Genomic DNA, 13,632 nt, shown 5'->3' on the forward strand with positions numbered 1-13,632 from the left:
ATAGCGGGTGAGTGGCCCGCTATTTGCTAGACTTATCCACAGTTGCTCCGATAAAAAGCAACGCTCGGCCCTGGGTCAAAATTCGATCGGCAGGGTGGGTCAAATTTCAATCGGCGTGAACAGCAGGGCTTGCGCGGGGGTAACTACGCCGCCCACGGTGTGTACGGCCAGTTGCTGCACGATTCCGGCAACCGGTGCGGTTAGGCGGGTTTGTTTTTGTAACTGCCCTGTTTTAACCACGTCTTGGGTCAACGAGCGGGCTTGCTCGCTGGCTTGGGTAAGCAGATCGTGCTGGGCGCGGCGAAACTCGGCCTGAATGGCGATTCTTTGCTGGGCATTGCCACTAATCGCGGCGTCCAGCTCTGATTTTTTATGCCGCTGGTTGGCTAAATCTTGCTCTGCCTCTATTCGGGCCTGCTGCTTCTCCAGCACGCCGTGTTTGGAAACAAAGTTTTGCAACGCCAAATCCTGAAAATCTTTTTCGCGCTGCTTAATAATTGGTAAGGTTTGCTCAAACTTGGCGATCTGATCTTGCACCCCAGCCCGCTCGGCCTGCTTACGTGAAGTATCACTATCCAGGGTTGATAGCCTGGCTTGCAATTCTTGCCACTGGCTAAGCGCCAGGCGGCTGGCTTCCAAAGATTGCAGCTCCTTACCTGCCGCCGCATTAGTAACAACAGGCGCTTGCCCGCTATCTAAAGCGGCGAGCAAGGCTTTAGCACGCAGGGCGTTTAGCTCTGCATCGTGCAGATTGGTTTGCTGCTTGGCATTTTCTGCACCTGTAAACGTGCTATCCAGCTCGATCAATAGCTGCCCCGCTTGCACGGTTTGGCCATCCCTCACATGAATCGATTTCACCACCCCAGCCTCTAAGGGCTGAATGGTTTTACTGCGATCAGACACAATCAACCTGCCAGGTGCCACGGCCACAATATCTATCTTGCCAAGGCAGGCCCATAGCAGAGCAATCAGGATAAAAGCGAGCAAGGCCCAAAGGGTGACACGGGCGGCGGGGTGAGGAGGATTTTCTTGTAACTCGAGAGCGGCGGGCAAAAAGGCAAGCTCATCTGAGCTTTTAGGAGGTAAATCTTGCTGCTTGCGGATTTGCCACGCTGCAGCAAAAATTTGTCGGTATTTTGTAAGCAATTCGCCGACAATTTGATATTTCATCTTGGATTTATACTGGTTAATTCAACGGAATATTGTAAGTATTTACAATAAAACAGTCAATTCAAAACAAACTAAAACAAAGATAAACATCAATTAAATTGATAATAAAACAAGAATTACGAAAGAAATACGCAATTATATGTAATGGAAAACCCCAAGAAAGCAATATCACACCTTTTTCTCACCCCACTCTTAGCCATAGGTACTAAGCTCTCACCATAAGAAATGTAAGCCAATTTTAAGCAAAATATTAACTTCCTCTAAGCGTTGCAATTAATCGGATCAGCTCTGAAGAGGGGCGTTGCTCAAGCACTACTGCCTGCCTATCTTGGCTAAGTACATGAGAGGATAAAAACACACGTCTTAATAACAGGCTTGCACCACTATTACCCGTACTCTGCCGTGCAAAAGCTAAATTAAGATTTGCCCAATCGTTGTAATCGCTTAATACAGAAAAACTGAAGTCTTGGTTAATATCCCGTGAATAGGGATTGGCATTTTGGCTGCCATTGGCATTCCAATCGGCATAAAAACCGCCATTATTTCCACGGCCAATGATCGCTGATTCAATCAGGCTATTTTCATTAAGATTTACCCCGCTGCCATCAGAGTAATCCATTTTATAGTCCGTGCCGCAGGGGCTAGCATCAATATTGCATATCCCGCCCCAGCTAAAACCCAGCAAGTTGTTATTTAAATAATAGCGCTGCACTGCGCTATTTGTTTTAGCATCGGAGCCTAGCCCTGGCAATTGGTAGAGGTAATTCATGATGCTATAGTAATTGGGCTTATAATTATTGGATTCATTACCACCATGCTCTAGGCCAAAATTGTGGCCTAATTCATGCATAATTGTGCTGGCTTGATAATTAAGTAATAAATTAGTATTACTACCTGATCCGATTGATAAACCCCAACTACCTAATGTCACCATTGAATCATTGCCGTTCACTTCAGCGATTCCCGATGAGCCCGCCGATCCATCTAATTCTTGCGAATTAGCCATAATTAAATAATGAAATAAGGTTTTACGCCGAATATCTAAGCTCGCAGATTTATAGCTATATAAAGAAGCGCAGCCTGTTTTGCTATCCAAACTCAAGCATTTGGCATATTTCACCGTATTTGATCCGCCCGCCAAGCCGCCGCCTAAATTAAATAAGCCGGGGTTAAAATTCGCGGCATAAAGGCTGCCGGTATCAAAATGAATGCTAAAGCCTCTGGCTGCAAATGCATCGGTCACTTTTTGCAAAGCCTCTTTGCGTGGAGTAATGCCCGCATCGCTAGAAATCATATGATCGACTTGCACAAAGATATCACGCTGATTGGCCCGCGCGCCCATCGCGTATAAATCTAAGCCAGCAAAGGTGCCTCCGGCTACTTCTGCGCTATCGGGGATGCCATCGTTATCGCTATCAACCGCGCTAGCGGGCACATCGTTTCTGCCGCCAGGGGTGGCAAATGAAACCAGCGACCAGTCTGCCGCGCTATTGCTATTGGCTTGCAGCGGAAACGGCCTGACCAGCGATTTGCCATAATCTTGCGCTGTGGCGGGCATGGCGGCCACATTGGCTCCTGCCCATGCGCTGCTGCTTAAAGGCGCTTGGCTGCTATTGCCAAAGCGGACAAAATCTAAAGTGGCCCCAGCAAAGGTCAGCTCTATCGCGCCATTGGCATCCCAAAATGGTACGGCTTCACCATTTTTGATATACGCCACTTGGCTGTTATCGCTCACGCTATCATCAATTTTAGCGATCACCACCAAATAGGCCCCCGCTGCCAGCGTTACGGCAGGCAAGCTAAAACTGACTGGCGTGCTGAAAACTGTGAACGGCGCAGAGCGTAGACCAGAGCGGGTGCGCAGGCTTACCCCACTCAGGGATACGGCGCTGCTGCTGGGATTATGGATTTCTAACCAAGCCCCAGCATTCGGCGAATCATTACTTGAAACTTCACTAATTAATAAGCCTGCATTAGCCGCAGTGATCGGCACAGCCGTTGGTACAGGGCTAGGAGTCGGGCTAGGCGTTGGCGCTAGGGTAGGGATTAATGTAGGGCTTGGGCTAGAGCTAGGTAAAAAAGTCGGCACTGCTGTGGGTAGCGGAACCGAGGTGGTGGGGGGCGGTGAAGGGGTGGCAGTGGGCACCACAATAGGTACAGCACTGACGACAGGTGTAGGGGCTACACTGTCGCCCCCTCCTCCTCCCCCGCCACAGGCCGTTAAAGCCACTGACGCCATCAAGATAAAAACATGGTAAAGCGCAGGTGCTTTCATTTAAACCGCCCATTTTCTGACATCAACGCCAGCGCAAGCCAAGCCGCGCCCCCTCTTTACCATAGCAAACAGACGATTGCTCGGCAGGGAATCCTTGACGGGTCAGAATAAGGACATAGATATTGGCGTGCTTAAGCTCAACGCCAAATGCTTACTCGCTCACATGCTCAATTTGCAGCTGCACCACGCGATTGCCGCGAAACTCGTTTACGCCGATGCGATACACGGCCAATATTTTAGGTGGCAGTGGATCGGCATGGCCAAAGCGCATGGCGTCCAGCACTAGGCCATGTGGGTTAGCGAGTTTGAGCTTTAAGTGCCGCTCGCCTACAAGGCGCTGCTCAACCACGGTGAATTCCCCCTGAAACAGCGGCGCAGGAAAGCCCTGGCCCCAGACTTGGGTATCTAGCGTTTCGGCCACTTCAAGTGCGAAAGATTCGGTGGCTAGCTCGCCATCGGTTTCAATTTTTCGCTCCAGCGTATCGGCATCCATTAGCTCATGGCACACCGTCTCAAACGCAGCTTTAAAGCGGCCAAAATCAGCCTGACGCAAGCTTAAACCCGCAGCCATAGCGTGGCCGCCAAATTTCAGGATTAAATCGGGGTGGCGTTTAGAGACTAAATCTAAAGCATCACGCAAATGCAGGCCAGGGATGGAGCGGCCCGAGCCTTTGATTTCATCATCATTGCCATCGGCAAACACGATGGTTGGGCGATGAAATCGATCTTTCATTCTAGAGGCGATAATCCCCACCACGCCTTGGTGCCAATCACCTTGGTAGAGGCTAATACTGTAAGCATCATCCACCGCAATATTGCCCAGAATGGCTTCTGCCTCGGCGCGCATGCCCACTTCAATCTCACGGCGCTCGCGGTTCATGCTATCTAGCTCTTTAGCCAGCGGCGTGGCGGCGGCCTCGGAATCGGCTAGCAGGCAGGCGATGCCTAAGCTCATATCATCCAAACGCCCTGCGGCATTCAGCCTTGGCCCCAACGTAAAGCCCAGATCAAAGCACGATGCCTTGTAAGGAAAACGCCCCGCTGCGGCAAACAAGGCCAGCACACCGGCACTGGCCCGCCCAGCGCGCATGCGCTTTAAGCCCTGCTCAACCAAGATGCGATTATTACCATCAAGGCGCACCACATCGGCCACCGTACCTAGCGCCACTAAATCTAGCAGCGTCGCCAGATTTGGCTCTTTGATGCCTGCAAAAACCTGCCGCTCGCGCAGCTCAGCTCGCAAAGCCATCAGCACATAAAACATCACCCCTACCCCAGCTAGATTCTTGCTAGCAAAGGTGCAGCCTGGCTGGTTAGGATTCACAATCAGCGTGGCGGGCAACTCGTCGCCTGGCAGGTGGTGATCGGTAATCAGCACATCAATCCCGCACGCTTGTGCCGCTGCCACCCCCGCCACACTGGCAATGCCGTTATCCACGGTCAGGATTAAATCGGGCGATTTTTGCGCCGCCAGCTCAACGATTTCTGGCGTTAAGCCGTAGCCATATTCAAAGCGATTCGGCACCACAAAATCCACCACCGCGCCCAGCATAGCCAAGCCCCGCATCCCAACCGCGCAAGCCGTAGCACCATCGGCATCGTAATCGGCCACGATCAAAATCCGCTCTTTAGCGGCTATCGCATCGGCCAAACGCTTGCCTGCCTCGATGATGTTTTTTAAGCCAGAAAAAGGTAAAAGATGCGCCAGCTCATGCTCTAGCTCACTGCGGCTATTAATCCCGCGTGCAGCATATAAACGGGCTTCAAGCGGGGTGTAGCCCTGCTGGCAAAGCAGAGATTCGGCAGCGGCAGGAACGATGCGAGGGGAGATGGTGGTCATTTTGGCTCAATGAAGAAAAGCGATGGGGCGAATCATATAAATGTAGGGTGGGCACCTGTGCCCACGCGAAAATTGCAAACTTTTGCAAGGCATGGGGATATCTCACTTACACGTGTCAAATATGTCTCTTGCACGTGTGGGCACAAAATCGTGCCCACACGACATGACGTGGAGATACCTCCCTCCCCACGCGTGGGCACAGCCGCCCACCCTACATGAATTTCCACGGTAATTTGGGGTTTTGCCAGATTTTCCAGCGTAAGGAGCGGTCGATTTGTAAGGCGAGGCCCAGATCGGGGAAGGTCATTGCTAGGGATGTTCTTTTGCCAGATTTTAAATCGGCCAGTAGCGGTGCAAACCAGTCTCGCTCTAGGCTTAGCCAGCCCTCACGCCAATCATGGGCATTGCCATAGCATGCGCCAAGGCGCAGCTGATCGAGCATCACTAGCGCATCCCCTACCGGCATAGACTCCGCACTTGGCGGCAAGCGCTGTACGTTCTCACCGCCCAAATGCATTAAGCCCGCCAACATTTGCTCATTGCTATACACGCTAATGGCGGGTAGCACCGGTGCATCAACAATTGGATACGCCGATCCGCCCCATGGCCACAGGCTGTTAATCGTTTGCGATTGCTCGCGGTGCTCATTCACGCTATGGGTATACAGGTACATCTGAATTTCATTGAGTAAGCGATGCCATTTCAGCGCATCCACACCCTTGGGTAGCAAGGTATCAATATCGCGGCCAATGGCGGCATCTAGCGGCGTCCAAGCCAGCTTTGGATCTACCGGTAAGCGCAAATACCAGCGCGTAGGCGTGGCCGCCACAAATAAAATACCGTCTTCTCCAAACACACTATTGAGCCCCGCCACCAAGGAATCGGCCTCGGCTTGGCTTAGCTCAAAATGATGAGCATCAAACAACAGCAAGCCATCTCGCTCAATTTTAAGGTGTACAGGATCTGCCCGCAGCCAAAAGCCGGGGCTGGCGGAGGGATGATCTAGGCCAAGGCTTAATGCAGCAGCGGGCAATGACGGCAGGCCCACCAAACCCGCTAGCCATTCTTCAACGCTTTGCTTTTGGGAAGGCAGCCGCTGACCACGCCCGCATAACATCGCTAGCGCAGGTAGCTCTAAGCCTGTGGTGATAAACCGACACTGATCCGCATCGGGCCAGTCGGCAAATGGAATAACTAGATGAAGTGACATAGGGGAATTTTACAACAAGATGCGGGCAAGCAGCGATAAGGGCTCAGCGCAGCCCGCCCTAAAGATATAAACACCAGATTAAATCATCAGGCCTGAGCGCTCGCTGCAAAAACATACTCAAGCACTTCATCACCATACCCATCAAGCTGCCCCGTGGCGCGCCAGCCCAGATGCCGGTAAAAGCCAAAGGACCTTACCTTGGGATCAGCCGCACAGCCAAGAAAAAGCCGAGCGTGGCCTAGTGATTTCAAATCTGACATCACATTTTGCAACAGCGTTTTGCCTATGCCTTGGTTCTCATGCTCTGGCAACAGCGCTAAAACCACAATTTCGCCAGTACTCACGGAGCCAAAGCAATACGCCGCCATTTGCCCACCAACGTGATAAACGTAACCTAACAGCTCGCCCGATTCGACTTGAGCCGCCCATGAAGCCTCGGTAATACCAAGCTCGGCTAAGCGCTCTTTAGAAATCGCGTTTTCTCGTGTTTTACCTCTAATGACAATGCACTCTGCAATATCAGATGGCTGCGCAGGGCGAATATTCAAAAGCAAGGTGTTCAATATTAATCTTCTTCCATTTGAAAGCGGCGACGGTTGAGTTCTTCTTCTTTCACGCTATCGATTTCACGCATCAGGCCACGTACATCGGCTTTTTTCTCGCTGCGTCTAGCGCGGCCTGTGAGTGCCACATCTGGATGCAGCTCGCCCTTCTCAAAGTGGCTCCAAATCTCAAACGCGTAATCTGTATTGAGTAACTCAGGGGCAAATTGGCCGAAATAAGTGGCTAAATTGCCTACATCGCGTTCCAGCATGCTAAAAGCGCTGTTATTACCGGCCGCATCCACCGCTTGGGGCAGGTCAATAATCACAGGGCCATCTGCATCAACCAAAATATTGTATTCAGATAAGTCGCCATGAATCACGCCCGCGCATAGCATCAATACCACTTGCTTGATCAGCATCGCGTGATACGCCAGTGCCACCTCAGCGCTTAACACCACGTCATTTAAGCGCGGTGCGGCGTGGCCTGCGGCGTCGGTAACCAGCTCCATCAACAGCACGCCTTCAAAGCAGTTATAAGGCTGCGGCACACGGACCCCTGCCGCGGCTAAGCGGTGCAAGGCGTCTACTTCGGCGGTTTGCCAGACTTCTTCGGCCATTTTTCGGCCATAGCGGCTGCCTTTTTCCATGGCACGAGCATCGCGTGAGCCGCGCACCTTGCGGCCTTCTTGGTAGGCGGCGTTTTGCTTAAAGCTGCGCTGGTTCGCCTCTTTATAAACCTTGGCGCAGCGCACATCGTCGCCACAGCGCACAACGTAAACCACGGCTTCTTTGCCACTCATCAGCTGGCGGAGTACTTCATCAACAAGTCCATTCTGAACAAGTGGTTCTAATCTTTTCGGGGTTTTCATTTTCCAAAGTCCGGTATTAGCAAACAGCAGTGTGCCTTATGCCATAAATTCGCTTTTAGCGCAAAGCCCTAGATTAAAAAGGATTTTTCATGCGGCACATATCCAACACAATACTGACACCAAACATGCAACAAGCACAAGGTTTGTCCGTGTAAAGCATTTACCTAGCTAGGCCAAGCATAAACACAATGCTTCTTAATAGGTATAACGGCAGTTGCAGATTACTGACCCTCGTGAATCCAATCCCCATAAGCTCTATACTGCAGGAATATTAAATATTTGAGATCAGCATGTATCTAGGCCACTTACACCAACCCAATCTGCCACTACCCCCCGCTATAGAAACCGCGCTAAATTACCTGCGCAATACAGATTTTTCGCAAATGGCCGTCGGCCGCTACCCCATTGATGGCGAGCAGATGTTTGCCCTCGTTCAAAGCCCAATCACACAGGACTGGGATGCTGGCAAACCAGAGTTTCACTCCCGCTATATTGATATTCAGTATTTATTAGAGGGCGAAGAGCTTATTGGCTATGCCATTAGCGACAATACGCTCAGCAAAACACACGATCAGCTCACTGAAAGAGATATCGCTTTTGTCGCCCCAATTGAGCACGAATCTAAGCTGCGATTAACGCCAGGTATGTTTGCCATTTTTTACCCGGGCGAGCTGCATAAACCGTGCCGAGCGGTGGAGAAGCCACTACTAATTAAAAAAGTGGTAATTAAAATTTCTAAAGATTTAGTCGCAAGCACTGCTTAAAGCATGGCAACAGTGCACTGGCAATAAAATAACACTCCCCCTCTTACTGCATTACCAAAAACCTTCACCATACCCCCAGACCACTTTCTAACAGGCGCTGACAATACTACTCAGTTAAATACCCAGTAGTGCGCCTTTAGCCCGACTGTGATCGCCCCTCCCCAGCGCCTGAGCCAAATCTAGGCCTAGCCTCGTTGGCTTACCTGTCCTTCAGTACAGTATTAGAATTTACTAAACCTGCTTACAATTCATGCCATCCTCATTTAATTCTGGTTAATACCTCATGGCCGAACAGATCAATACCACTCAAGCGCATGCAACAATCGTTCAAATCGATGGCAAAGCCTATTTGCGTGATGCAAGTGGAAAAACTGTTCCACTCCAAAAAGGCCAAGAATTAAATGAAGCACAAACTTTAGTAACCGATGCCGATGGGCATGTGCAATTACAAATGCCAAATGGCCAGCTCGTCGATATTGGCCCAACACGCACAGTGCAAATCGATGCACAGATGCTGGGCAACGCCGCCCTTGATGCCGCTACGGCAGTGATTAACGATTTAGCGGCCTCCACCGCTAAGATTGCCGCTGCCATTAATAATGGACAAGACTTAAGCACAGAGTTAGAAGCCACTGCCGCGGGTTTAGGTGGCGCTGGGCAAAGCGAAGGGCACTCTTTTGTGCAACTGCTACGCGTGGCCGAAGGCGTTAACCCCCTCGCTTTTAATTTCGCCACAAACTTTGAAACCACGCCTAACGATGTGAATCCCGCACAAGCAATCCTCATTGCAGAACAAGGCATTCAAGCCGTTAACGACGCGGTTACCCTAGAAGAAGACGGCCAAAGCCGCATTAATGTACTTGGCAACGACAGCGGCAACAACATCACAGTCAGTAGCGCCAGCGCTAGCAACGGCACGGTTGTAATCAATACTGACGGCACTATTACATATAAGCCAAACGCCAATTACAATGGCCCTGATCAAATCACCTACACCATTACCGATGCCACTGGTGCAGTTAGTAGTGCCACAGTTGCGGTTACCGTTACCCCCGTTAATGATTTGCCTACCCAAGTCGACAATAACGGCAATCCAACGGGCACCCCCGTACAAATCATCACCAAAGAAGACACCCCAATTGCTGGCAAAGTAAACGCCAAAGATCCTGATGGCGACACACTAACCTTTGCGCCTAAAGATCAGCCAACGCATGGCAGCGTGGTGGTTAATCCAGACGGCAGCTACGTTTACACCCCTGCTACTGATTACAACGGCAAAGATAGCTTTACCGTGACAGTGAACGATGGCAAGGGCGGCACCGCCACTATCGTTGTAGATGTAACCGTTGATCCAGTGAATGACGCGCCAGTTGGCACCAATCAAAGTATTACCACGCCAGAAGACACCCCCATTACCGGCAAGCTAATCGCAAGCGATAAAGACGGCGACACACTGACCTTTGCGCCTAAAGATCAGCCAACCCACGGTAGCGTGGTGGTTAATCCAGATGGCAGCTACGTTTACACCCCTGCTACTGATTACAACGGCAAAGACAGCTTTACCGTGACAGTAAACGATGGCAAGGGCGGCACCGCCACTATCGTTGTAGATATCACTGTTGATCCAGTGAATGACGCACCAGTTGGCACCAATCAAAGTATTACCACGCCAGAAGACACCCCCATTACCGGCAAGCTAATCGCAAGCGATAAAGACGGCGACACACTAACCTTTGCGCCTAAAGATCAGCCAACGCACGGCAGCGTGGTGGTTAATCCAGACGGCAGCTACGTTTACACCCCTGCTACTGATTACAACGGCAAAGACAGCTTTACCGTGACAGTGAACGATGGCAAAGGTGGCACCGCCATCATTACCGTTGATGTAGGCGTCACGCCCGTTGAAGACCCTGCCAACATCAGCGGCACAGACCTTGGCACCGTTCAAGAAGACGGCGTGCTGATTGCAGAAGGCAAACTGACTGTGTCTGACAAAGATGCAGGTCAGTCTGAAATGCAGCCCGCTTCCATCAAAAACGAATTCGGCACCTTTGCCATAGATAAAGACGGCAAGTGGTCGTTTACACTGGATAACAACGCCAAAGAAGTACAAGCACTGACCAGCAAAGACAGCTTCGACAAGACCTTTACCGTGCAATCCCTTGATGGCACAACGCACAACGTTGTGGTTACGATCAAAGGCCAAGACGATATTGCTGAAATTACCCCAAGCAAGCCAGGTGATGATGCGGGCCAGGTTAAAGAAGATACCGTTCTCACAACTGGCGGCACTTTACTCGTTAATGACAAAGACGCAGGTCAATCTAGCTTCCAAGCACAAACCGACACCACCGGCACTTACGGTAAATTCAGCATTGGTACGGATGGCAAGTGGACTTACGCGCTGAACAATTCAGCCACTAATGTTCAAGCACTGAATGAAGGCGAAACTAAGACTGAAACCTTTGCGGTGAAGTCGGCGGACGGCACGACTTCAAATGTGATCGTAACGATTGTAGGTACCAACGACGCCGCCATCATCACCCCAAGCAAGCCGGGTGATGACGCTGGCCAGGTTAAAGAAGATGTGACCCTTACAACTGGCGGAACGCTGCTGGTCAATGACAAAGACGCCGGTCAATCCAGCTTCCAAGCCCAGACGGACACGAGCGGCACTTACGGTAAGTTCAGCATTGGTACGGACGGCAAGTGGACTTATGCGCTGAATAACTCAGCCACCAACGTCCAAGAGTTGAAAGAAGGCGAAACTAAGACTGAAACCTTTGCAGTGAAGTCGGCTGACGGCACCACTTCAAATGTGATTGTGACGATTGTGGGTACCAACGACGCAGCTATCATTACCCCGAATAAACCAGGTGATGATGCGGGCCAAGTTAAAGAAGATGTAACTCTGACTACCGGTGGCACGCTGCTGGTCAATGACAAAGACGCTGGTCAATCTAGCTTCCAAGCACAAACCGACACCACCGGTACTTACGGTAAATTCAGCATCGGTACGGATGGCAAGTGGACTTATGTTCTGAACAATTCAGCCACTAATGTTCAAGAGCTAAAAGAAGGCGATACCCGCACTGAAACCTTTACCGTTAAAACGGCCGATGGCACAAGCAGCACGGTGACTGTTCAGATTTCCGGCACCAATGAATCCGCCACGGTCGGCCAAGGCGCAGTGCAAGAAGACACCGTCACCTCCAGCAGCGGCGCACTAACGGCTAGTGGTGGGGCAACCTTTGTTTCTCAAGCAAACACGGCTGGCACTTATGGCTCATTGACGCTGGGCAGCGATGGCAAGTGGACCTACACACTCAACAACGCCGCTGACAATGTACAAGCGCTGAAGACGGGTGAATTTAAAACCGAAAACTTCAACGTCACCCTGAGCGATGGCAGTAAAACCACCATCACCATTAATGTGCAGGGCCTGGACGACAAGGCCATCATCACCCCAAGTAAGCCGGGTGATGACGCTGGCCAAGTTAAAGAAGATGTGACTCTGACTACTGGCGGCACTTTACTCGTTAACGATAAAGATGCAGGTCAATCTAGCTTCCAAGCACAAACCGACACCACCGGTACTTACGGCAAGTTCAGCATCGGCAGCGATGGCAAGTGGACTTACGTGCTGAACAACTCAGCCACCAACGTCCAAGAGTTGAAAGAAGGCGAAATCAAGACTGAAACCTTTGCAGTGAAGTCGGCGGATGGCACCACTTCAAATGTGATTGTGACGATTGTCGGTACCAACGACGCAGCCATCATTACTCCAAGCAAACCGGGTGATGACGCTGGCCAGGTTAAAGAAGATGTGACTCTTACAACCGGCGGTACTTTACTCGTTAATGACAAAGACGCTGGTCAATCTAGCTTCCAAGCACAAACCGACACCACCGGTACTTACGGCAAGTTCAGCATCGGCAGCGATGGCAAGTGGACTTATGCACTGAATAACTCAGCGGCCAATGTTCAAGCACTAAATGAAGGCGAGACTAAGACTGAAACCTTTGCGGTGAAGTCAGCGGACGGCACGACGTCAAATGTGATTGTGACGATTGTAGGTACCAATGACGCAGCCATCATTACTCCAAGCAAACCAGGTGATGATGCTGGGCTGGTTAAGGAAGATACAACATTGACCACCGGTGGCACGCTGCTGGTCAATGACAAAGACGCTGGTCAATCTAGCTTCCAAGCACAAACCGACACCACCGGTACTTATGGCAAGTTCAGCATCGGTACGGATGGTAAGTGGACTTACGCGCTGAATAACTCAGCCACCAACGTCCAAGAGTTGAAAGAAGGCGAAACCAAGACTGAAACCTTTGCAGTGAAGTCGGCGGATGGCAGCACTTCAAATGTGACGGTCACGATTGTCGGCACAAACGACGCAGCCATCATTACTCCAAGCAAACCGGGTGATGATGCTGGGCTGGTTAAGGAAGATACAACATTGACCACCGGCGGCACGCTGCTAGTCAACGATAAAGACGCTGGTCAATCTAGCTTCCAAGCACAAACCGACACCACCGGTACTTACGGCAAGTTCAGCATCGGCAGCGATGGTAAGTGGACTTACGCACTGAACAACTCAGCAGCCAATGTTCAAGCTCTGAATGAAGGCGAGACTAAGACTGAAACCTTTGCGGTGAAGTCGGCGGACGGCACGACTTCAAATGTGATCGTAACGATTGTAGGTACCAACGACGCCGCCATCATCACCCCAAGCAAGCCGGGTGATGACGCTGGCCAGGTTAAAGAAGATGTGACCCTTACAACTGGCGGAACGCTGCTGGTCAATGACAAAGACGCCGGTCAATCCAGCTTCCAAGCCCAGACGGACACGAGCGGCACTTACGGTAAGTTCAGCATCGGTACGGACGGCAAGTGGACTTATGCGCTGAATAACTCAGCCACCAACGTCCAAGAGTTGAAAGAAGGCGA

Annotated in this window: 8 protein-coding genes; 2 read left to right on the forward strand and 6 right to left on the reverse strand. The window is 51.0% G+C overall.

What is annotated here, in order from left to right; translation table 11 throughout:
- Positions 1-99: 99 nt before the first annotated feature.
- The 6 genes from R6242_RS05820 to R6242_RS05845 all read right to left on the reverse strand — a co-directional run bounded on the left by R6242_RS05820 (position 100) and on the right by R6242_RS05845 (position 7,909).
- A complete protein-coding gene (locus tag R6242_RS05820) occupies positions 100-1,170 on the reverse strand; it encodes an HlyD family type I secretion periplasmic adaptor subunit (protein WP_318424928.1) in 1,071 nt (356 codons plus the stop codon).
- Positions 1,171-1,420: 250 nt separating this feature from the next.
- On the reverse strand, positions 1,421-3,445 hold the full coding sequence (locus R6242_RS05825) for a lamin tail domain-containing protein (protein WP_318424930.1): 2,025 nt from the start codon (positions 3,443-3,445) through the stop codon (positions 1,421-1,423).
- Between the two features lie 151 nt (positions 3,446-3,596).
- Complete coding sequence (gene recJ, locus R6242_RS05830; RefSeq protein ID WP_318424933.1) at positions 3,597-5,285, reverse strand: single-stranded-DNA-specific exonuclease RecJ; 1,689 nt, start codon at positions 5,283-5,285, stop codon at positions 3,597-3,599.
- A 211-nt stretch (positions 5,286-5,496) separates the two neighbouring features.
- Complete coding sequence (locus R6242_RS05835) at positions 5,497-6,495, reverse strand: hypothetical protein (RefSeq protein ID WP_318424935.1); 999 nt, start codon at positions 6,493-6,495, stop codon at positions 5,497-5,499.
- Between the two features lie 86 nt (positions 6,496-6,581).
- Positions 6,582-7,058 (reverse strand): GNAT family N-acetyltransferase, encoded by a 477-nt coding sequence (locus tag R6242_RS05840; protein ID WP_318424937.1) that lies wholly within the window; start codon positions 7,056-7,058, stop codon positions 6,582-6,584.
- A gap of 2 nt (positions 7,059-7,060) precedes the next feature.
- Positions 7,061-7,909: a PA4780 family RIO1-like protein kinase gene (locus tag R6242_RS05845; protein ID WP_318424940.1), complete on the reverse strand. Its 849-nt coding sequence runs from the start codon at positions 7,907-7,909 to the stop codon at positions 7,061-7,063.
- Positions 7,910-8,199: 290 nt separating this feature from the next.
- Between R6242_RS05845 and R6242_RS05850 the strand changes: the two genes are divergently transcribed.
- Together R6242_RS05850 and R6242_RS05855 are read left to right on the forward strand one after the other, a co-directional pair.
- Positions 8,200-8,673 carry a YhcH/YjgK/YiaL family protein gene (locus R6242_RS05850; RefSeq protein ID WP_318424942.1) on the forward strand — a complete coding sequence of 158 codons (474 nt, stop codon included), beginning with the start codon at positions 8,200-8,202 and terminating at the stop codon, positions 8,671-8,673.
- A gap of 283 nt (positions 8,674-8,956) precedes the next feature.
- On the forward strand, positions 8,957-13,632 hold a 4,676-nt coding region (locus R6242_RS05855; protein ID WP_318424945.1), incomplete at its 3' end, for a retention module-containing protein.

It is taken from the genome of Iodobacter sp. CM08 (genome assembly GCF_033446605.1).
GTDB lineage: Bacteria > Pseudomonadota > Gammaproteobacteria > Burkholderiales > Chitinibacteraceae > Iodobacter.